This window comes from Rhodovibrio sodomensis (assembly GCF_016583645.1).
Classification (GTDB): Bacteria; Pseudomonadota; Alphaproteobacteria; order Kiloniellales; family Rhodovibrionaceae; genus Rhodovibrio; species Rhodovibrio sodomensis.
This window is the reverse complement of sequence record NZ_NRRL01000033.1, coordinates 11,980-32,926: the sequence shown is the minus strand read 5'-3', so window position 1 is coordinate 32,926 and position 20,947 is coordinate 11,980. Positions and strand designations below refer to the sequence as shown.

Annotated in this window: 20 protein-coding genes; 14 read left to right on the top strand and 6 right to left on the bottom strand. The window is 69.5% G+C overall.

The features are described 5' to 3' along the window. Positions 1 to 25: 25 nt before the first annotated feature. Positions 26 to 517, top strand: a complete 492-nt coding sequence (locus CKO28_RS13170) for a type II toxin-antitoxin system RatA family toxin (RefSeq protein ID WP_200341249.1) — start codon at positions 26 to 28, stop codon at positions 515 to 517. A gap of 74 nt (positions 518 to 591) precedes the next feature. Here CKO28_RS13170 and CKO28_RS13165 read toward each other — a convergent pair whose 3' ends face one another. From CKO28_RS13165 to CKO28_RS13150, 4 genes are read right to left on the bottom strand one after another with little or no spacing between them, the layout of a single operon-like run. Next, positions 592 to 1,368 carry a CPBP family intramembrane glutamic endopeptidase gene (locus CKO28_RS13165; protein WP_200341248.1) on the bottom strand — a complete coding sequence of 259 codons (777 nt, stop codon included), beginning with the start codon at positions 1,366 to 1,368 and terminating at the stop codon, positions 592 to 594. A 21-nt stretch (positions 1,369 to 1,389) separates the two neighbouring features. Beyond that, positions 1,390 to 1,893, bottom strand: coding sequence for a CinA family protein (locus CKO28_RS13160; RefSeq protein WP_200341247.1), 504 nt, complete (start codon positions 1,891 to 1,893; stop codon positions 1,390 to 1,392). Then, positions 1,893 to 2,381, bottom strand: a complete 489-nt coding sequence (locus tag CKO28_RS13155) for a phosphatidylglycerophosphatase A family protein (RefSeq protein WP_200341246.1) — start codon at positions 2,379 to 2,381, stop codon at positions 1,893 to 1,895. The genes CKO28_RS13160 and CKO28_RS13155 overlap by 1 nt, the downstream gene beginning before the upstream one ends. 6 nt (positions 2,382 to 2,387) lie before the next feature. Then, positions 2,388 to 3,554, bottom strand: a complete 1,167-nt coding sequence (locus tag CKO28_RS13150) for a bifunctional 2-C-methyl-D-erythritol 4-phosphate cytidylyltransferase/2-C-methyl-D-erythritol 2,4-cyclodiphosphate synthase (protein ID WP_200341245.1) — start codon at positions 3,552 to 3,554, stop codon at positions 2,388 to 2,390. A 203-nt stretch (positions 3,555 to 3,757) separates the two neighbouring features. Between CKO28_RS13150 and ccsA the strand changes: the two genes are divergently transcribed. From ccsA to ntrX, 6 genes are all read left to right on the top strand, one after another. Next, positions 3,758 to 4,558, top strand: coding sequence for a cytochrome c biogenesis protein CcsA (gene ccsA / locus CKO28_RS13145; RefSeq protein WP_200341244.1), 801 nt, complete (start codon positions 3,758 to 3,760; stop codon positions 4,556 to 4,558). Between the two features lie 163 nt (positions 4,559 to 4,721). Beyond that, on the top strand, positions 4,722 to 5,756 hold the full coding sequence (gene dusB / locus CKO28_RS13140) for a tRNA dihydrouridine synthase DusB (RefSeq protein WP_200341243.1): 1,035 nt from the start codon (positions 4,722 to 4,724) through the stop codon (positions 5,754 to 5,756). Beyond that, complete coding sequence (locus tag CKO28_RS13135; RefSeq protein ID WP_200341242.1) at positions 5,756 to 6,868, top strand: two-component system sensor histidine kinase NtrB; 1,113 nt, start codon at positions 5,756 to 5,758, stop codon at positions 6,866 to 6,868. The genes dusB and CKO28_RS13135 overlap by 1 nt, the downstream gene beginning before the upstream one ends. Next, positions 6,865 to 8,334 (top strand): nitrogen regulation protein NR(I), encoded by a 1,470-nt coding sequence (gene ntrC, locus CKO28_RS13130; RefSeq protein WP_200341241.1) that lies wholly within the window; start codon positions 6,865 to 6,867, stop codon positions 8,332 to 8,334. The genes CKO28_RS13135 and ntrC overlap by 4 nt, the downstream gene beginning before the upstream one ends. Before the next feature lie 143 nt (positions 8,335 to 8,477). After that, complete coding sequence (locus tag CKO28_RS13125; RefSeq protein ID WP_200341240.1) at positions 8,478 to 10,799, top strand: sensor histidine kinase NtrY-like; 2,322 nt, start codon at positions 8,478 to 8,480, stop codon at positions 10,797 to 10,799. 46 nt (positions 10,800 to 10,845) lie between these two features. Continuing rightward, entirely contained in the window at positions 10,846 to 12,240 is a 1,395-nt protein-coding gene (gene ntrX / locus CKO28_RS13120) for a nitrogen assimilation response regulator NtrX (RefSeq protein WP_200341239.1), read from the top strand. Positions 12,241 to 12,650: 410 nt separating this feature from the next. On the opposite strand, the gene bfr is transcribed toward ntrX, so the two are convergent. Together bfr and CKO28_RS13110 are read right to left on the bottom strand one after the other, a co-directional pair. Beyond that, positions 12,651 to 13,136 carry a bacterioferritin gene (bfr, locus tag CKO28_RS13115; RefSeq protein ID WP_200341238.1) on the bottom strand — a complete coding sequence of 162 codons (486 nt, stop codon included), beginning with the start codon at positions 13,134 to 13,136 and terminating at the stop codon, positions 12,651 to 12,653. A 76-nt stretch (positions 13,137 to 13,212) separates the two neighbouring features. Beyond that, positions 13,213 to 13,431: a (2Fe-2S)-binding protein gene (locus CKO28_RS13110; RefSeq protein ID WP_200341237.1), complete on the bottom strand. Its 219-nt coding sequence runs from the start codon at positions 13,429 to 13,431 to the stop codon at positions 13,213 to 13,215. Between the two features lie 260 nt (positions 13,432 to 13,691). On the opposite strand from CKO28_RS13110, the gene trkA reads away from it, so the two are divergent. The 7 genes from trkA (at position 13,692) to groL (ending at position 20,894) form a co-directional block, all read left to right on the top strand. After that, positions 13,692 to 15,068, top strand: a complete 1,377-nt coding sequence (trkA, locus tag CKO28_RS13105) for a Trk system potassium transporter TrkA (protein ID WP_200341236.1) — start codon at positions 13,692 to 13,694, stop codon at positions 15,066 to 15,068. Between the two features lie 97 nt (positions 15,069 to 15,165). Then, entirely contained in the window at positions 15,166 to 16,065 is a 900-nt protein-coding gene (locus tag CKO28_RS13100) for a D-amino-acid transaminase (protein WP_200341235.1), read from the top strand. Positions 16,066 to 16,077: 12 nt separating this feature from the next. Further along, on the top strand, positions 16,078 to 16,752 hold the full coding sequence (locus CKO28_RS13095) for an HAD hydrolase-like protein (protein ID WP_200341234.1): 675 nt from the start codon (positions 16,078 to 16,080) through the stop codon (positions 16,750 to 16,752). A 253-nt stretch (positions 16,753 to 17,005) separates the two neighbouring features. Then, a complete protein-coding gene (gene hfq / locus CKO28_RS13090; RefSeq protein ID WP_200341233.1) occupies positions 17,006 to 17,257 on the top strand; it encodes an RNA chaperone Hfq in 252 nt (83 codons plus the stop codon). A 90-nt stretch (positions 17,258 to 17,347) separates the two neighbouring features. Next, a complete protein-coding gene (gene hflX, locus CKO28_RS13085; protein WP_200341257.1) occupies positions 17,348 to 18,619 on the top strand; it encodes a GTPase HflX in 1,272 nt (423 codons plus the stop codon). A gap of 270 nt (positions 18,620 to 18,889) precedes the next feature. After that, positions 18,890 to 19,177, top strand: a complete 288-nt coding sequence (locus CKO28_RS13080) for a co-chaperone GroES (protein WP_200341232.1) — start codon at positions 18,890 to 18,892, stop codon at positions 19,175 to 19,177. A 52-nt stretch (positions 19,178 to 19,229) separates the two neighbouring features. Continuing rightward, positions 19,230 to 20,894, top strand: coding sequence for a chaperonin GroEL (gene groL, locus CKO28_RS13075; RefSeq protein WP_200341231.1), 1,665 nt, complete (start codon positions 19,230 to 19,232; stop codon positions 20,892 to 20,894). The last annotated feature ends 53 nt before the right edge of the window (positions 20,895 to 20,947 follow it).

Sequence of the window (20,947 nt, the reverse complement as noted above, 5' to 3'; positions counted from 1 at the left end):
CGCGCGTCGACGCCAGCGAGGCCCCATGCCCACGCATGCCGAACAGCGGGCGCTGCCGTACACGCCCCAGCAGATGTACGACCTGGTGGCGGACGTCGACCGCTATCCGGAGTTTCTGCCGTGGTGCATCGGCTCGAAGATCCGCCGCCAGCGGGGCAACACGATCGTCGCGGACCTGGTGATCGGCTTCAAGATGATCCGCGAGCGCTTCACCAGTGAGGTCAAGCTGCAGCCGGACGGCATGCGCATCGACGTGCGCTACCTCGAAGGGCCGTTCAAGTACCTGAACAACTCCTGGGTGTTCTACGAGCACGAGAAGGGCTGCCTGATCGACTTCTACGTCGATTTCGAGTTCCGCACCCGCTTCCTGCAGCGGATGATGGAGCCGCTGTTCAACGAGGCGGTCCGGCGCATGGTCAAGGCGTTCGAAACCCGCGCCGGCCAACTCTACGGCACCGGCCCGCAGCGCCGCGGCGCCCGCGGCCAGTCCAGCGGCACCGCCAGCCGCGGCGCGTAGCGGTCAGCCGCCGGGGTCGGTAATCATCGCAGCAAGCCGGTGCCGAAAGGCCATCGCGCCAGCCCGAATAACTGTCACCCGCCGGCGCCCGGCAGCGGCGCGCCCTGGCTGACGGCGGCGTAGAGAACCGTGGTCACGATTGCGTTGTACAGGCCGTGCACGATGATCGGGGCCCAGATCGTGCCGGTGATCTCGTAGATCCAGGCCAGTACCAGTCCCAGCACCGCGATCGCTGGGATCAGGCCCGGGATCCCGTGCAGCACCGAAAAGCCGAGCGCGGAGCCGAACGCGGCGATCCAGATCCCCAGACGCTCGCGCAGCCAGCGGTAGAGCAGGCCGCGGAACGCCAGTTCCTCGACGACCGGCGCCAGCACGCCCGCGACCAGCAGCATCCCGAGGTAGAGGTCCCAGCCGAACCGCTCGGGCTTCAGCAGGTCCATCTGCGGGTTCTGGATCGGCTGGCCCATGATCTGCATCTGCAGGTAGCTGACGAAGCTGACCAGCGGGAACGCCGCGATCGCGACCATGACCGCCCGCCGGATCCAGCGGGTGTCGATGGGCCGGAACCCCAGGTCCGCCCAACTCACCCCGCGCCAGGCGACCGCGACGCCGTAGATCACGGCGAACAGGAACGCCGTCTGCACCGCCAACAGGCCCAGGATCACGGCCGTGCCGGGGCCGCCCTGGTCCATCGGCGTGACGCCGAATGGCTGCAGTAGGACCGGCAGCAGCAGGCGCGATCCGCCGAGCGCCAGGATCACGATCAGCAGCAGATCGGTGACCGACAGGGGCAGGCGGCCCGGGCCGCCGGCGGGCGCTGAGGAGGGGGCGGGCGCGTTGGGATCGGTCATTCGGGTGCGACGATATCCGGTTTAGGAAGCGCGCGCGTCGTTCAGCGCGCGGTGGAACAGGTCGAAGGCGATGGCCAGGCTGGCGTGGCGGATTTGGCCGCGGTCGCCGGTCAGGTCGTGACGGACCGTGTGCGTTTCCAGGCCGGTCGCGGCAAGTGCGAATTCCACCCGCCCGACCGGCTTCTCCGCCGTGCCGCCGCTGGGCCCGGCGACTCCGGTGACGGCGACCGCGGCGTCTACCGGCGCGCGCGCCAAGGCGCCCTCGGCCATCGCTTGGGCAACTTGCCGGCTGACCGCGCCGTGCGCGTCCAGCGTCGCCGGCGGCACGCCCAGCATGTCCCGCTTGGCGGTGTTGGTATAGGTGACGAAGCCGCGCTCGACGACCGCGGAGGAGCCCGGGATCTCCGTCAGCAGCGCGGCGATCAGCCCGCCGGTGCAGCTTTCCGCGGTGGCGAGCATCCAGCCGGCGTCCTTGTAGGCGTCGAGCAGGCGTTCGGCCTGGGTGCGCAGGTCGTCCGGAAACATCAGAACTGCCCCGTCAGGTAGAGGCCGGAGGCGCCCAGCGCGGCGGCGACCAGCCCGGCCAGGGCGTCGTCGGCCATGATCCCGATGCCGCCCGGCAGGCGCTCCAGCGCGTTGATCGGCCAGGGTTTCAGGGTATCGAACAGCCGGAACGCGGCAAACGCGACCAAAAAGTGCAGCGGGTCCAGGGCGAGCGGCGCCAGCGCGAGCCATTGCCCGCCGACCTCGTCGATCACGATCTCCTCGGGATCGGTCCCGCCGACCCGGCGCAGATAGGCGTGCGCGCCCCACGCGCCGCCCAGGAGCGCCGCCGCGCCCGCCGCCGCGAGCGCCCAGCCGCCGCCCAGCCACAGCAGCAGCGCGCCTGGCGGCAGCGCCGCCAGCGAGCCCCAGGTGCCCGGCATCCTGGGCAGATACCCAGCGCCCGCGAAGCTCAGCAGCAGGGCCAACGGCGACCAGCGGCCTGGGGTGTCGGGCGCGCGCGTCGCCATGGGGGGCTAGCGCTCCGCCGGGAGTTGGACGGTCACGGCGGCCTGCGCGGCGATCCCCTCGCGCCGGCCGGTGAAGCCGAGTCCCTCGGTCGTCGTCGCCTTGACCGAGACCCGGGTACTGGGCAGCTGCAGCAGGTCGGCGATCCGGGCGGCCATGCGCGCGCGATGCGGGCCGACCTTGGGCCGTTCGCAGATCAGCGTGACGTCGACGTGGACCAGCCGGGCGCCGCGGGCCTGCGCGATCTCCCGCGCGCGGGTGACGAACTGAGCGGACTCCGCGCCCTTCCACCGCGGGTCGCTGGGCGGGAAGTGGTGGCCGATGTCGCTTTCGCCGAGCGCGCCCAGCAGCGCATCGACCACGACGTGCAGGCCGACGTCGGCATCGGAGTGCCCGGCCAGCCCGACTTCGTGGTCGATCGCCACGCCGCACAGCATCACCGGTCCGGGCGTCTCGGCGAACCGGTGGACGTCGAAGCCCTGGCCGACCCGCGTTTCGGCCGCGCCCGCCAGCCAGCGTTCCGCACGGGTCAGGTCGTCCTGTGTGGTCACCTTGACGTTCTCCGGGTTGCCGCCGACCAGCGCGATCCGGTGGCCGGCCTGTTCCATCACGGCGGCATCGTCGCTCGCGTCCGCCGATCCGGCGGCCGCGCGGTGGGCGGCCAGGACGTCGGCGAAGCGGAAGCCCTGCGGCGTCTGCGCCCGCCACAGACCGGCGCGTTGGACGGTCTCCGCGATCGCGCCGTCGGCCGTGCCGCGCTTCAGCGTGTCGGCGACCGGGAGCGCCGGGATCGCGCCCGGATCCGTGGCGAGCGCGCTCAACACGCGGTCGATCGTCGCGGTGTCCACGAACGGGCGCGCCCCGTCGTGGATCAGCACCCGCGCCGGCGGGTCCGCCGCCAGGCTCTCCAGTCCGTAGCGTACCGATTCCTGCCGGCTGGCCCCGCCGTGCACCGGCGCCATCACGTTCAGGCCGGCCGCGGCCGATGCGTACGCCTGGGCGTCGTCCGGATGGATCACCGCGCGCACGCCGTCGATCCCCGGATGGGCGGCCAGCGCGCGCAAGCCATGGCGCAGGATCGGCTGGCCGGCCAGGGGCATGTACTGCTTGGGACGGTCGCCGCCCAGCCGGCTGCCGCGGCCGGCCGCGACGACCAGGGCGATCGTCTGGCTCAAGGGTTGTCCGTCGGCTCCCGGCTTGCGAAAAGGTGGCCGCGCACCGGCGCGCGGCCGGGCGATTGCCGGCCGAAGCCTAGAGCAAGATCGGGCGAGGTAAAATCACCTTGCTCCCGGAATCTCGCCCGTCAATGTCGCCGCGCTTTCCGAGCGGTCGCGTGCGCCGTGTCGCGCCGGCTCAGAGGTGATATAACGCCCGCGTCATGACCGCTCTGACCCTGTCGCTCGCCGCCACGATCGCCATGCTGCCGGCCGCCCTGCGCCCGCTGCGCCGGACGGATGCCGTGCCGGACGCGCTGTACTGGTGGCTGCTCGCCGTCGCCGTGCTGGGGCCGGTCGCCGATGTCGCGGTCGAGCTGTCGAGCGGCTGGCACACCGGCTTGAGCGCGACCCTCTGGGTCACCGTCGCGGCGAGCGCCCTGCTGTTCGCCGGGCTCGCCCTGACGGTGCGCGAAGCCTGGCGACTGGCGCCGCTGATGCTGGGCTATTTGGTTGTGCTGGCGCTGATCGCGACCGCCTGGACGCTGGCACCCGCCTCGGCGCGGGTGTCGATCCCGGTCGGGACCTGGGTGTTGGTGCACATCGTGCTGTCGGTCGCCGCCTACGCGCTCGCGACCGCGGCCGCGGTGGCCGGCGTGTCGGTTTTCCTGCAGGAACGCGCGCTCAAGGCGAAACGGCCGACCCGGGTGACCGCGATCCTGCCCTCGGTCGCGGATTCCGAGCGGCTGCAGATCGGCCTCCTGACCGCGGCCTGCGTGGTGCTGGGCGTCGACATCCTGTCCGGCATGGCGGTCGAGCTGGTCACCAGCGGCCAGCTGATGCGGTTTTCGCACAAGACGCTGCTGACCATGCTGGCGTTCCTGCTGATCGCCGGCCTGCTGGTCCTGCACAGCCGCACCGGCGTCCGCGGCCGCCGTGCCGCGCGGCTGGCGCTGCTCGCCTACCTCCTGCTGACCCTCGGTTACCCCGGCGTCAAGCTCGTCACCGACGTCCTGATGGGCTAGCGGCCACGGCCTGCACCCACGCGCGCTCGGGTGGAGTCACGGCTTAGGCGCCCGTGTTGGCGTCCCTTTGGATGACGATTCCGTTGCGCGGGCGGCGGAAGGTCCGTACAAACAGGCCGGGGGAAGCACGTTTTTTAGGCAGCGCGAAGGGTGTGCCTAGCTTATGGGCATGAACGTGGGTGCGATCGAGCTCGGCGGCGTCCGCCTGGACACACCGGTGATCCTGGCGCCGATGTCGGGCGTGACGGACAAGCCGTTCCGGCGGCTGGTCGGCCGCCTGGGCGCCGGGCTGTTGGTATCCGAGATGATCGCGAGCGAGGCGTCGGTGCGCGCGGCGCGCCGGGCGATGCGCGCGCGCAAGCTGCAGGAGGACTACGGCGACGAGGGGCCGATGGCGGTCCAGCTCGCCGGCTGCGACCCCGATACGATGGCTGAGGCCGCGCGCATCCAGCGCGACCGCGGTGCCGCCATCGTCGACATCAACTTCGGCTGCCCGGTCAAGAAGATCGTCACCAAGTACGCCGGCTCCGCCCTGATGCGCGAGGAGGCGCTCGCCGGGCGCATTCTGGAGCGGGTCGTGGAGGCGGTGCACCCGCTGCCGGTGACCCTCAAGATGCGGCTCGGCTGGGACCGCGACAGCCTGAACGCGCCGGCCTTCGCCCGGATGGCGCAGGACGCCGGGATCCGGCTGATTACGGTGCACGGCCGGACCCGTCAGCAGCTCTACAACGGCACCGCCGACTGGGCGGAGGTCGCGGCCACCAAGCAGGCGACCGACCTGCCCGTGATCGTGAACGGCGACATCGACACGGCCGCGGATGTCCGCGGCGCGCTGGCGGCTTCCGGCGCCGACGGGGTGATGATCGGCCGGGCGGCGTGCGGGGCGCCGTGGCGTCTGGGCCAGGTCATGCAGCTGCTGCAAACCGGGCGGATGGGTGCGGCCCCGGCGCTCGCCCGGCAGGCGGAGATCGCGCTGACGCATTACGACGCGCTGCTGTCGTACTACGGCAGCCACCGCGGCGTGCGGATCGCGCGCAAGCACATGGCCTGGTACGCCTCCGGCCTGCCCGGCGCGGCGGCGTTCAAGCGCGCGGTGATGGCCGCGGAGCGGCCGGATGCCGCGAAGGCCCTGGTCCGGCAGCTGTACGCCGACGCGCAGGATGCCGGTTCCGCAACCGCGCGCCCGCGGGCCGCCTGATGAGCGACCCGAAGAAGCCGCGCAAGCAGCCGCTGCCGGAGGCGGAATCCAGCGCGATCCTGAACGCGCTCGCCGATCCGGTGTTCACGGTCGACGCCGAGGGGCGCTTCGCCTCCCTCAACAACGCCGCCGAGCAGTTCCTGGGCTCCAGCGCCCGGCACATGGTCGGCCGGGCGCTGACCAAGGTGGTGTCGCAGGACAGCCCGCTGCACGCCCTGGTCGATCAGGTGCGCCGGCAGATGACCAGCGTGTCGCAGTACGGGGTCACGATCGAATCGCCGCGCTTCGGCAGCCGGTACGTCTCGATCGACGTCGCCCCGATCCCGGAGATGCCGGGCACCGTCGCGGTGACGCTGCAGGAACGCTCGATCGCGCGGAAGATCGACCATCAGCTGACCCACCGCAACGCCGCCCGGTCGGTCACCGCGATGGCGGCGATGCTGGCGCACGAGGTCAAAAACCCGCTGTCCGGCATCCGCGGCGCCGCGCAGCTGCTGGAGCAGGGCGCCAACGCCGGCGATCAGGCGCTGACCTCGCTGATCTGCGAGGAAGCGGACCGGATCGTGGCGCTGGTCGACCGGATGGAGATGTTCTCCGACGAGCGCCCGATGGAGCGCGGGCCGGTCAACATCCACGAGGTCCTGGAGCACGTCCGCCGGGTGGCGCAGACCGGCTTCGCCCGGAACGTCCGGGTGCGCGAGAGCTACGATCCCTCGCTGCCGCCGGTGCTGGGTAACCGCGATCTGCTGATCCAGGCGCTGCTCAACCTGGTCAAGAACGCCGCCGAGGCGGCCGGCGCGGAGAACGGGGAGGTGGTGCTGTCGACCCGCTATCAGCAGGGCGTGCGTCTGGCGGTTCCGGGCGGCGGGGCGCGCGTCGACCTGCCGCTGATGGTGACGGTGCAGGACAACGGCTCGGGCATCCCGGACGACCTGCAGGAGCATCTGTTCGATCCCTTCGTCACCACCAAGCCCGCAGGCAAGGGGCTGGGCCTGGCGCTGGTCGCCAAGATCGTCGGCGACCACGGCGGGGTGATCGAGTTCGACACCGAGCCGAACAAGACCGTCTTCCGGATCATGCTGCCCAAGGCCGAGGGAGAGGCGCCGCAATGATGCCGGCGACGATCCTGGTCGCGGACGACGACCGCGCGATCCGAACGGTGCTGAGCCAGGCGCTCGGCCGCCACGGCCACGAGGTCAAGGCGACCGGCAGCGCCGCGCAGCTGTGGCAGTGGGTGCAGGCGGGCTACGGCGACCTGGTGATCACCGACGTGGTGATGCCGGACCAGAACGGGCTGGAGCTGATCCCGTCGATCAAGAAGGCGCGTCCGGGCCTGCGGATCGTGGTGATGAGCGCGCAGAACACCCTGCTGACGGCCGTCAAGGCGACCGAGCGCGGGGCGTTCGAATACCTGCCCAAGCCGTTCGACCTGCGCGAGGTGATCAACATCGTCGAGCGCGCGCTGTCGGCGCCGCAGGTCAGCCCGTCCGCCGCCGGCAGTTCGCAGAACCCGACCGACGCGGAAGGCGAGGAGGAGCAGCTGCCGCTGATCGGGCGGTCGCCGGCGATGCAGGAAATCTACCGGGTGCTCGCGCGGCTGATGGGCACCGACCTGACGGTCACCGTCTACGGCGAGTCCGGCACCGGCAAGGAACTGGTCGCCCGCGCGCTGCACGATTACGGCAAGCGCCGCGCCGGGGCGTTCGTCGCGCTCAACATGGCGGCGATCCCGCGCGAACTGATCGAAAGCGAGCTGTTCGGTCACGAGAAGGGCGCCTTTACCGGCGCCAACCAGCGCTACGCCGGGCGGTTCGAGCAGGCCTCCGGCGGGACGCTGTTCCTGGACGAGATCGGCGACATGCCGCTGGAGGCGCAGACCCGTCTGCTGCGCGTCCTGCAGGAAGGCGAGTACACCACCGTCGGCGGGCGCACGCCGATCAAGGCGGACGTCCGGATCATCGCCGCGACCCACCGCGACCTGCGCCAGCTGGTCCGCGACGGGCTGTTCCGCGAGGATCTGTTCTACCGCCTGAACGTTGTTCCGCTGCGCCTGCCGCCGCTGCGCGAGCGCGCGGAGGATATCCCCGAGCTGGCCCGCCACTTCTTCGCCCGCTGCGAGAGCGAGGAGCTGTCGCTCAAGACGCTCGACGCGGATGCGATGAGCTACCTGAAGAGCTACCGCTGGCCGGGCAACGTGCGCGAGCTGGAAAACCTGATCCGCCGCCTGACCGCGCTGTACAGCCAAGAGGTGATCGACCTCGCCATCCTGCAGTCGGAGCTGGGCGACGCGCCGGCGGAGAAGGCCGAGCCGGCTCAGGCGCCGGTCGCGGGCGATTCCCTGGGCGGCGCGGTGGAACGCCACCTGCGCGACTACTTCGAGGCGCACGGCGAGAGCCTGCCGGCCTCCGGCCTGTACGACCGCGTGCTGCGCGAGGTCGAGCGGCCGCTGATCGAGCTGTCGCTGGCCGCGACCAAGGGCAATCAGCTGCGCGCGGCCAAGCTGCTGGGGCTGAACCGGAACACGCTGCGCAAGAAAATCCGCGACCTGGAGATCGACGTGGTTCGCGGATTGAAGTAGCTGTGGTTTTCAGGCAACAGTACCTGTAGCGCTAAGGTCACGCTCTCCGGCGGATCGTTCGGATCTGCGCGACCGCCGCCCGAGCTCGCCCGCCCGGGTCCGCCCGCCAAAAGCCGCCGCCGTCCGTTTGCTGGACCTTCCCGATGAGCGCTGACACCGAAACCGCCGAGACCGGCCACGCGCAGCATCCGGACGCCCCGCGGCCGCGCCGCGGCATCGGCCGGCTGGTCGCCTGGGCGGCGCGGCGGAACCTGGAGCGCAAGCTGGCGATCGTCCTGGTGGTGGGCGGGGTCGCCAGCGGGCTCGCCACCTTTGCCGCCATGACCGACAACTTCTCCGGCGTGGCGGATCCGACGACGATCCTCTTGCTGCTGAACGCCGACCTGGTGTTCCTGCTGGCGATCGGCGCGCTGATCGCCCGGCGGCTGGTGATGGTCTGGGTCGCACGCCGGCGGGGCCGGGCTGGGGCCCGCCTGCACGCGCGCCTGGTCGGGCTGTTCAGCCTGGTCGCGGTGGCGCCGGCGATCGTGCTTGCCGTGTTCTCGGTGCTGTTCTTCAACTACGGCCTGCAGGGCTGGTTCTCCGAGCGGGTGTCGACCGCGCTCGACGCCTCGCTGGAGGTCGCGCAGTCGTATCTCGCCGAGCACCGCGAGACGATCAACGCCGACGTGCTGGCGATGGCGAACGACCTGAACCGCGAAGGGCCGCTGTTGATGTACAACCAGCGGCGCTTCCAGCGCACGCTGGCGACCCAGGCGGCGCTGCGCTCCCTGACCGAGGCGGTGGTGTTCGATAGCTCCGGCCGGGTGATCGCGCGCGCCGGCTTCTCGCTGATGCTGGAGTTCGACCCCAAGATTCCACAGTGGGCGATGGCGCGGGCGAAGGAAGGCGACGTCGTCACCCTGACCGCGGACACCGAGGACCGGGTGCGGGCGCTGATCAAGCTGGACAACTTCGTCGACGCCTACCTCTACGTCGGGCGTCTGGTCGATCCCAAGGTGCTCAATCACATCGACCGCACCGAAAACGCCGTGCAGCTGTACAAGCAGCTGGAGGGCAAGCGCTCGACCATGCAGATCACCTTCGCGCTGATCTTCATGGTGGTGGCGCTGCTGCTGCTGCTCGCCTCGGTGTGGGTCGGGCTCGCCTTCGCCAACCAGCTGACCCAGCCGATCGGCCAGCTGATCATGGCGACCGAACGGGTGCGCAGCGGCGACCTGACCACGCGCGCCACGCCGCCGGACACGCGCGACGAGGTCGACAGCCTGACCCGGGCGTTCAACCGCATGACCGGCCAGCTGCAGACGCAGCAGACCGCGCTGGTCGATGCCAACCGCCAGCTGGACGAACGCCGGCGGTTTACCGAGGCCGTGCTGTCCGGCGTCACCGCCGGCGTGATCGGCCTGGATGCCGACGGCCGGGTCGACCTGCCCAATACCAGCGCCTGCCGGCTGCTGGAGACGACGCGCGACCGGCTGATCGGCCAGCCGCTGCACGAGGTCGCCCCGCAGATGGGCAACCTGTTGGAGCGGGCGCGCAGGCGGCCGGGCCGCGGCGCGCAGGACCAGATCCAGTTCACCGCCCAGGACGGCCGGACCCTGACCCTGCTGGTCCGGGTGACGGTGGAGCAGGAGGCCGGCCGGTCGATCAGCGGCTTCGTCGTGACCTTCGACGACATCACCGAACTGCTGGCAGCCCAGCGCAAGGCGGCCTGGGCCGACGTCGCCCGCCGGATCGCGCACGAGATCAAGAACCCGCTGACCCCGATCCAGCTTTCCGCCGAGCGGCTGAAGCGCCGCTACCTGAAGCAGATCGAGCAGGACCCGGAAACCTTCCAGGCCTGCACCGACACGATCGTGCGCCAGGTCACCGACATCGGCCGGATGGTCGACGAGTTCTCCAACTTCGCCCGGATGCCCGAGCCGGTGATGGAGGCCGAGGACCTGAATCAGCTGGCCGAGCAGGCGGTCTTCCTGCAGGAGACCGCCAACCCCGACCTCGCGTTCGTGCGCGAGTTGGCCGGGCAGCCGGCGCGGATCGCCTGCGACCGCCGGCAGATCGACCGGGCGCTGACCAACCTGCTGCAAAACGCGATCGAGGCGGTGCGCGCGCGTCCCGGCGGCCCGGACCTGCCGCCGGGCGAGGTGCGGATGCGGGTGCGCGCCGACGAGCAGTCCTGGACGGTCGAGATCCTGGACAACGGCCGCGGCCTGCCGCCGGAGGAGCGCGACAGGCTGACCGAACCCTACGTCACCACGCGCGCGCGCGGCACCGGCCTGGGGCTCGCGATCGTGAAGAAGATCATGGAAGACCACGGCGGCGAGATCGCGCTGACCGACCGGCCGGAAGGCGGGGCGTGCGTGCGCCTGATCTTCCCGTTCGGCGAGGAGCCGGGCCAGACCGGCGGCGCGCACGCCGGCGACGACCCCGAGACCACGGCCGGCCAGGCCCGTGCGCAGGCCTGAACGACCGACCCCGACACGCCTTTACGGATACCGGACCGAAAACGCCATGGCGCACGACATCCTGATCGTCGACGACGAAGCCGACATCCGCTCGGCGGTCACCGGAATCCTGGAAGACGAAGGCTACGAATGCCGGACCGCCGGCGACAGCGATCAGGCGCTGGAGGCGATCCGGACCCGCCGGCCCAGCCTGGTGCTGCTCGACATCTGGCTGCAGAACTCCGCCATGGACGGGCTGGAGATCCTGCAACTGCTGCACCGCGAGCACACGGACCTGCCGGTGGTGATGATCTCCGGCCACGGCACGATCGAGAGCGCGGTCTGGGCGATCAAGGAAGGCGCTTACGACTTCATCGAAAAGCCGTTCAAGACCGACCGCATGCTGCTCGTGGTCGAGCGCGCGATCGAGGCGGCGCGGCTGAAGCAGGAGAACGCCGAGCTGCGCCTGCGCGCCGGCACCGAGGCCGAACTGATCGGCCAGTCGCACCCGGTGCAGACGCTCCAGCAGTCGGTCCAGAAGGTGGCGCCGACCGGCAGCCGCGTGCTGGTCACCGGCCCGCCCGGCGCCGGCAAGGAGGTCGTCGCCCGCATGCTGCACCGCAAGTCGCGCCGGGCCCAGGGGCCGTTCGTCGTACTGAACTGCGCGATCATGCACCCGGACCGGCTGGAGACCGAGCTGTTCGGCGTCGAGGCGGAGGCCGACCAGTCGGAAAGCGGCGGCAAGATCGGCCAGTTCGAACGCGCCCACGGCGGCACGCTGGTGCTCGACGAGGTCGCCGACATGCCGCTGGAGACCCAGGGCAAGATCGTGCGCGTGCTGCAGGACCAGCGCTTCCAGCGGGTCGGCGGCAGCAAGCGGGTCGAGGTCGACGTCCGGGTGATCGCCTCGTCCAACCGCGACCTGGAGCAACTGCTCGAGGAAGGCCGGTTCCGGCAGGACCTGTATTACCGCCTGAACGTGGTGCCGCTGAGCGTGCCCAGCTTGCGCGAGCGGGTGGAGGACATTCCCCAGCTGGTCGACCACTTCATGAAGCGCGCGGCGGAGAGCGCGGGCCTGCCGCCGCGCCGGCTGAGCGACGACGCGATGGCGGCGCTGCAGGCGTACGGCTGGCCCGGCAACGTCCGGCAGCTGCGCAACGTGATCGACTGGCTGCTGATCATGGCCCCGGGCGAGGCGCACGACGCCGTGCGGGCCGACATGCTGCCGCCGGAGATCGGCTCCAGCGCGCCCGCGGCCCTGCGCGCCAACCACGACGGCGAGATCATGTCGCTGCCGCTGCGCGAGGCGCGCGAGTTGTTCGAGAAGCAGTACCTGGAAGCCCAGGTCCTGCGCTTCGGCGGCAACATCTCCCGCACCGCCCATTTCGTCGGCATGGAACGCTCGGCGCTGCATCGGAAGCTAAGGTCGCTGGGGATCCAGCCGGCGACCGAGCCGCGGTGAGCGGGGGCAGGGCGGCGACTTCGTTCGAGTCCCTCTGCCCGGTGGGAGACACTTGTGCACACGGCAGGATCCGCCCGGATGGGGTCCGTCGACACGGACGCCTGCAGCGTCCTACTCAGGATGAAGAGTAAGGTTTGTCAGGAACTTAACGATAGCTTCATGCCGAGGTGCCAACCGCAGGCTGGCGTGTCGAAGCACCCCATACGGGTGCTTGTGCCCGCGTCCAAGAATCGCCTGTGGGCGGAAGCGACGAAGGACGGGGGTTGCCGCACTGTCGCAGGCGGCGACTACTGCCTTTCCAAGACCGTCGCCTTCCGCGTGGCGGAGAGGAGAGCTGTGGCGGGTGCCGGGCAAAAGCCGTTTGGGCTGTCCTAGGTCAATAGCAGGCCAGGGCCGGGTACACCCGACCGCTACTCCGCCTTGTCCGCCGAGCCCGAGTTCAACAGGGTATAGCGTTCCTCGCCGATCCGCTCCATCAGGCCGAGCTGGGTTTCCAGGTAGTCGATGTGTTCCTCCTCCTCGCGGAGGATCTCGCGGAACAGGTCGCGGCTGGGGTAGTCGCCGATGCTGTCGGCGTACTTCGCCGCGTCGCGCAGCTCGGGGCAGGCGTCGTATTCGATTCGAAGATCGCACTCGAGGACCTCCTTCACGCTTTCGCCGATCTGCAGCTTGCCCAGGTCCTGCAGGTTGGGCAGGCCCTCCAGGAACAGGATGCGCTGGATCAGCTTGTCGGCGTGATTCATCTCCTCGATCGACTCCTGGTACTCCTTGGCGCCCAGCTTGGTGACGCCCCAGTCGTCCAGCATCCGGGCGTGCAGGAAGTACTGGTTGATCGCGGTGAGTTCGTTCTTCAATGCCTGGTTCAGGTATTGGATGACCTTGTTGTCGCCTTTCATGGCGCTGTCCCCTTCTGACCCGTCGAATACGCAGGCCAGTGTGGCGCACACATGCGGCGTTGACGAGATGAAATCGTCAGTCCGAAGGCTTGGCGGCGGCGCCTTCCAGATAGGCGCCGGTGGCGGCCGGCCGGGGCGCCATGTCGTTCAGGATCGCGCGGATCGAGCCGGCGCACTTGCCGCACTGCGCCTGGCAGCCGCAGGCCCGGTAGACGTCGGAAACCGTACAGCGGCCCTGGCCGGCGCAGACGCGGACACGCGTGTCGGAGATGGCGTTGCACAGGCAGACGTACACGGCTTGGGCAATCCTGCAAGTGAGACTGAATTGCAATTGCACCATCGACGGCGGGCGGCGTCAAGCACGGATCGACGGCCTTTCGATCGGCGCGCGGGATAGCCCGCCATGTCGCCTGCCGCCCGCCGTTCGGGCGGGTCGCGGAAGCGTTTTCCAAGCGTCCCGCCGTGATCTAGGCTGGCGCGCAAACGGGATACCGCGCGCCGCTCGCTTTCTGCAGGCCCGGCGCCGGTCCCGCCACATCACAACGGCAGGCAGCCATGAAGGTCATCATCTGCGGGGCCGGGCAGGTCGGCTTCAACATCGCGCGCTACCTGGCGAGCGAGAACGCCGACATCACGGTCATCGACCGCTCGCAGGAGCTGATCCAGCGGATCACCGATACGCTGGACGTGCAGGGCCTGGTCGGCTTCGCCTCCCACCCGGACGTGCTGGAGCGCGCGGGCGCGCCCGACGCCGACATGGTGGTCGCGGTCACCTACGCCGACGAAGTGAACATGGTGGCCTGCCAGATCTGCCACTCGATCTTCGAGGTGCCGACCAAGATCGCGCGGGTCCGCCACCAGTCGTATCTGGACCCGCAGTGGTCCGACCTGTTCTCGCGCGACAACATGCCGATCGACCACATCATCTCCCCGGAGATCGAGGTGGCGCGGGCGATCGGCCGGCGGCTGCAGGTTCCGGGCGCGTTCGACGTGATCCCGCTGTCCGACGGCAAGGTCTCGCTGATCGGCGTGCACTGCACCGAATCGACGCCGATCCTGAACACCCCGCTGCGCCAGCTGACCGGCATGTTCCCCGACCTGCACATCGTGATCGTGGGCATCCAGCGCGAGGGCCGCGGCATCGTGCCGACCGCCGACGACCAGCTGATGGAGGGCGACGACGTCTATTTCGTCGCCGAGACCTCGCACCTGATGCGCGCGATGGCCGCGTTCGGCCACGAGGAGCGGGAGGCGCGCCGGGTGATCATTGTCGGCGGCGGCAACATCGGCCTGAACCTCGCCCGCCAGGTCGAGGAGCACAACCCGCACGTCGCGCTCAAGCTGGTCGAGGTCGACAAGGCGCGGGCCGAGGAGGTCGCGCAGACGCTGGACCGCACGGTGGTGATCCACGGCAGCGCGCTCGACACCGAGATCCTCGAGGAGTCCAACGTCAAGTCGGCGGAGGCTATCGTCGCCGTTTCCAACGACGACGAGGTCAACATCCTGGCCTCGCTGCTGGCCAAGCGCTACGGCTGCCGGCGCGCGGTCACGCTGGTCAACAAGACCAGCTACGGCGGGCTGATCGGTTCGCTCGGCATCGACACGGTGGTCAGTCCGCGCGCGATCACCGTGTCGACCATCCTGCAGTACGTCCGGCGCGGGCGGATCAGGTCCGTGCACTCCCTGTCGGAAGGCTTCGGCGAGCTGATCGAGGCGGAGGCGCTGGAGACCTCCAGCCTGGTCGGCGTGCCGATCAAGGACGCGCGTCTGCCGGAAGGCGTGCTGATCGGGGCGATCGTGCGCGGCAAGCGGATCGTGATCCCGCGGGGCGAAACCGTGGTGCGCGCCGGCGACCGGGTGATCATCTTCTCCACCACCTCCAGCGTGAAGAAGGTGGAGCGGCTGTTCTCGGTGAAGCTGGAATTCTTCTAACCGCGGCTTAGCTGGATTCCTGCCCGCCGGATCGCTACACAGGGCCCGGCAATCCGACGTTTTCGACGCATCAGCTCGCGCTAGAGAGGCTCAACCGATGCCGCGCTACGCCTACGCCAACGGCCGTTTCCGCCCGCACAACCAGGCCAGCGTCCACATTGAGGACCGCGGCTACCAGTTCGCCGACGGCGTCTACGAGGTTGTGCCGGTGCACAAGGGGCAAGTGGTCGACGAGGAGCCGCACCTGGACCGGCTGGCGCGCTCGCTCGGCGAACTGCGTATCGACATGCCGATGTCGCGCCACGCCCTGAAGCTGGTCAGTCACGAGCTGATCCGGCGCAACGCGCTGACCAACGGCTTCATCTACATGCAGGTGACCCGCGGCGTCGCCCCGCGCGACCACAAGTTCCCGAAGGCCAAGCCGCGCCCGGCGCTGACCATGACCACCCGGCAGCTGCCGGCGAAGTCGGACGCGCAAGTGGACAGCGGCTTCGCGGTGATCACCGCGCCCGACCAGCGGTGGAAGCGCTGCGACATCAAGTCGATCTCGTTGCTGCCCAACATCCTGGCCAAGCAGCAGGCGGCCGAGGCCGGCTGCGACGAGGCCTGGCTGATCGACGCCGACGGCAACGTCACCGAGGGCGCGGCGACCAACGCCTGGATCGTCACGGACGACAAGAAGGTGATCACCCGGCAGGCGGACGCCTCGATCCTGCCGGGGATCACCCGCCTGTCGCTCACCCAGGTGATGGCGCGCGCCGGCTATGAGCTCGAAATCCGCCCGTTCAGCCAGCAAGAGGCGATGAACGCCACCGAGGCGTTCCTGACCTCCTCGACCAACTTCGTCATGCCGGTCACCAGGATCGACGGCCAGCCGGTCGGCAACGGCCATCCGGGCATCCTGACGATGCAGCTGCGCCAGACCTACATCGACGAGGTGGTGACCGGCGGCCGCGGCGCCGCGCCGGGCGACGTCTACCGCTCGATGGCGGTCTAGCGGAGCGGCGACGTGAGCCCCCGTTCGAGCGCCGAAGCGACCCCGGTCGGCCTGCTGTTCGACTGGGACAACACCCTGGTCGACAGCTGGGCGGCGATCCACCACGCGCTGCAGGTGACCTTCACCGAGCTGGGCCACCGCCCCTGGACGCTCGACGAGACCAAGGCCAACGTACGCAAGAGCGCGCGCGAGGCGTTTCCCGAGCTGTTCGGCGCGGCGGCGGCGCGGGCGATGGAAATCTTCTACGCCACCTTCGAGCAGGACCATTTGGCGAGCCTGACCCCGCTGCCGGGCGCCCATGCGCTGATCGAGGGGCTGGCGGCCGCCGGCTACCGGTTGGGCGTGATCTCCAACAAGCAGGGCCGGCTGTTGCGCGCGGAAGCGGCCGCGCTTGGCTGGGACCGGCACATGCTGGTGGTCGTGGGCGCCAACGATGCCGCGCACGATAAGCCGGATCCGGCGGTGGTGGACTACGCGCTGGCCGGCGGGCCGCTCGAACAGGCCGATCGGGGGCGGCTCTGGTTCGTCGGCGACACCGACATCGATCTGGCGTGCGCGCACAACGCCGGCTGCACACCGGTGCTGCTGCGCGCGGCCGCGCCGGGTCCCGGGGAGTTCGCGGACTGTCCGCCCAGCCGCCATTTCCCCGACTGCGGTGCCTTGCGGACCTATTTGCGCGGCGATTAGGGGTGTTTTTGCTCCGCACATCTTGATAGGCACCCCCGCGCATCCGACATTCCCGAGCGAGCGCGGAGCCATTTCGACGGGTTTCGTAAGCTGGAGGCGGGACCGTCGGTGAACTGTCGGCGTCGGCTCGAAAAGCGGGCCGGCGGCGAACCGATGCCGGCGGCTGGACGTAACAATAAGGGCGCGGTTTCGCACGCAATCCCCGCGGCGACCGACGCTTAAGACCGAACATAACAAAAGAGGGGACTACTGAATGGCCGCTGAAAAGTCCCAGAACGTTCAGGACGTGTTCCTGAACCACATCCGCAAGCACAAGGTCCCGGTGACCGTGTTTCTGGTCAACGGTGTCAAGCTGCAGGGCATTGTCACCTGGTTCGACAACTTCTGCGTCCTGCTGCGCCGCGATCAGCATTCGCAGCTCGTGTACAAGCATGCCATCTCGACCGTGATGCCGGCGTCGCCGATCTCGCTGTTCGAGGGGCAGAAGGAGGAGGCCGAAGCCTAAGTGAGCGGCAACCGGCCCGAGAAGGGCGTTCTCGACAGCGCGGTTCCCGGCCGCACCGACGACCGGCGCGCGTCCAACTACCGGGCGCTGGTGGTCCACCCGGACCTGCGCACCGGACAGGCGCTGTCGCGCACGCCCGAGGCCCGGTTGGCCGAGGCCGCCGGCCTCGCCGAGGCGATCGACCTCGACATTATCGAGGCGGAAGTCTGCCGCGTGCAGCGGCCCAATGCGGGTACGCTGCTGGGCAGTGGCAACGTCGAACGCTACCGCCTGATGGTGCAGGTGGAGGAGATCGGCATCGCGATCGTCGATGCCGATCTCTCTCCCGTGCAGCAGCGGAACCTCGAGCGGGCCTGGAACTGCAAGGTCGTCGATCGGACCGGCCTGATCCTGGAGATCTTCGGCGCCCGCGCGCGCACCAAGGAAGGCCAGCTGCAGGTCGAGCTGGCCGCGCTGACCTACCAGCGCTCCCGCCTCGTGCGGTCCTGGACCCACCTGGAGCGCCAGCGCGGCGGCTATGGCTTCATGGGCGGTCCGGGCGAGCGCCAGATCGAGATGGACCGCCGGATCATCGACGACCGGATCACCCGGCTGAAGCGCGACCTGGAAGAGGTCCGCAAGACCCGGGACGAGCACCGCAAGCAGCGCCGGCGCGTGCCCTATCCGGTGATCGCCCTGGTCGGCTACACCAACGCCGGCAAGTCCACGCTGTTCAACCGGCTCAGCCGGTCCACCGTGTTCGAGCACGACATGCTGTTCGCCACGCTGGACCCGACCATGCGCGGGGTCCGGCTGCCGGACGGCCGGGACGTCATCCTGTCCGACACGGTCGGCTTCATCTCCGACCTGCCGACCCAGCTGGTCGCCGCCTTCCGAGCCACCCTGGAGGAGGTGCAGGAGGCCGATATCATCGTCCACGTCCGCGACGTTTCGCACCCCGACAGCGAGGCGCAGAAGCAGGACGTCGAGCAGGTCCTGCGCGAGCTCGACGTCGGCCCCGCGGTCGACGCGGGCCTGGTCGAGGCGCTCAACAAGATCGACAAGCTGAGCCCGGAGCAGCGCGACGTGGTTGCCCAGCAGGCTGCGCGCGACCCGAACAAGGTCCCGGTGTCCGCCCAGACCGGCGAGGGCGCGGAGGCCCTCGGCCGCGCGGTCGAGGCGCGCTTGTCGTCCGGCTTCCGCTGCGTCGATGTCCACGTACCGCTGGAAGACGGCCGGGCGCTCGCCTGGCTGTACGACCGCGGGCACGTGATGGACCGGCAGGACGACGAGCGGTTCGCCCACCTGAAGGTCAACCTCGACCCAGCGGACGTGGAGCGCTTCCAGCACCGCCACGGCGGTCACATCCAGGTCGACCGCTGATCCCCGCAGCAGGCGGGTCGTGCTGCTGCGCTGCGCAACGGCGAACCGGCTAAATATTGCCCATGCCGGCTGGTTGACGGTCGGCGTTCGGGTTCGTATATGGCGGATAGCACTCGGCGGGCGAGAGTGCTAACAGCCGCGCCCGCAAGGCTCACCGGCCAAGCCCATCACGGCCGGTGGATACGTGCCAAGCCAACCTTTAAGTACGCAGACCGCGTAACCAAAAAGCCGAAACGTTAAACCGCCAAAAAGACAGTCGAGAGGGGTCCCATGAAATTCCGGCCGCTGCATGACCGAGTTGCCGTCGAGCCGATCGAGCAGGAGGAGAAGTCCTCCGGCGGCGTGATCATCCCGGACACGGCGAAGGAAAAGCCGATGCAGGGCAAGGTCGTCGCCGTGGGCGACGGCGCCAAGGGCGAGGACGGCAAGAAGGTGCCGCTCGACGTCAAGGAGGGCGACACCGTCCTGTACGGCAAGTGGTCCGGCACCGAGATCAGCCTGGACGGTCAGACCGTGCTGGTGATGCGCGAGTCCGACGTCATGGGCGTGGTCGCCTAGGACGGTCCGGGTCCAAGTAGCAAGAGAGACGGCTCAAGGAGGGAACGAGACGATGGCAGCCAAGGACGTACGCTTCAGTCAGGACGCCCGGCAGCGGATGCTGCGCGGCGTCGACATCCTCGCCGACGCGGTCAAGGTCACGCTGGGCCCGAAGGGCCGCAACGTGGTGATCGACAAGTCGTTCGGCTCGCCGCGGAGCACCAAGGACGGTGTGACGGTCGCCAAGGAGATCGAGCTTCAGGACAAGTTCGAGAACATGGGTGCCCAGATGGTCCGCGAGGTCGCGGTCAAGACCTCGGACGTCGCGGGCGACGGCACCACCACCGCCACCGTGCTGGCCCGCGCGATCGTGCGCGAGGGCGCCAAGGCCGTGGCGGCCGGCATGAATCCGATGGATCTGAAGCGCGGCATCGATCAGGCCATGCAGACGGTCATCGAGGACGTGCGCAAGCGCAGCCGCGACGTGTCCACCTCGGAGGAGATCACCCAGATCGGCACGATCTCCGCCAACGGCGACCCGGAAATCGGCGGCATGCTGGCCGACGCGATGAGCAAGGTCGGCCAGGAGGGCGTGATCACGGTCGAGGAGGCCAAGAGCCTGGAGACCGAGCTCGACGTCGTCGAGGGCATGCAGTTCGATCGCGGGTATCTCTCGCCGTACTTCGTGACCAACAGCGAGAAGATGCTCTGCGAGATGGAGAATCCCTACATTCTCCTGCACGAGAAGAAGCTGAACAGCCTGCAGCCGCTGCTGCCGCTGCTGGAGAGCGTGGTCCAGTCCAACCGCCCGCTGCTGATCCTCGCCGAGGACGTCGAGGGCGAGGCGCTGGCCACCCTGGTGGTCAACAAGCTGCGCGGCGGCCTCAAGGTGGCGGCCGTCAAGGCGCCCGGCTTCGGCGATCGCCGCAAGGCGATGCTGGAGGACATGGCGATCCTGACCGGCGGCCAGGTGGTCTCCGAGGATCTCGGCATCAAGTTGGAGAACGTCACCCTGGACATGCTGGGTGAGGCCAAGAAGGTCGAGATCACCAAGGACGAGACGACCGTCGTCGACGGCGCCGGCAAGCAGAAGGAGATCGACGAGCGCGTCAAGCAGATCAAGGCGCAGATCGAGGAAACCACCTCGGACTACGACCGGGAGAAGCTGCAGGAGCGCCTGGCCAAGCTCGCCGGCGGCGTGGCCGTCATCAAAGTCGGCGGCGCGACCGAGGCCGAGGTGAAGGAGCGCAAGGACCGCGTCGACGACGCCATGCACGCCACCCGCGCGGCCGTCGAGGAAGGCATCGTGCCCGGCGGCGGCACGGCGCTGCTCTACGCGGTGCACGCGCTGGACGGTCTGCAGGGCAAGAACAACGACCAGACCGTGGGCATCGACATCGTCCGCCGGGCGCTCCAGGCCCCGGTGCGCCAGATCGCCGAGAACGCCGGCTACGACGGCTCGGTGATCGCCGGCAAGCTGCTGGAGCAGAAGGACTACAACTACGGCTTCGATGCCTACACCGGCCAGTACACCGACCTGGTCAAGGCCGGCGTGATCGACCCGACCAAGGTCGTGCGCACCGCCATGCAGGACGCCGCGAGCGTGGCCGGCCTCCTGATCACGACCGAGGCCATGATCGCGGAGCACCCGGACGAGAGCTCCGAAAGCCAGGGCGGCGGCGGTGCCGGCGCCGGTGGCATGGGCGGCATGGGCGGTATGGGCGGTATGGGCTTCTAACAGCCCGTTCCCCCGTCGACCGCCCGGCCCAGCCCGAGCGTCCGGGAAAACGG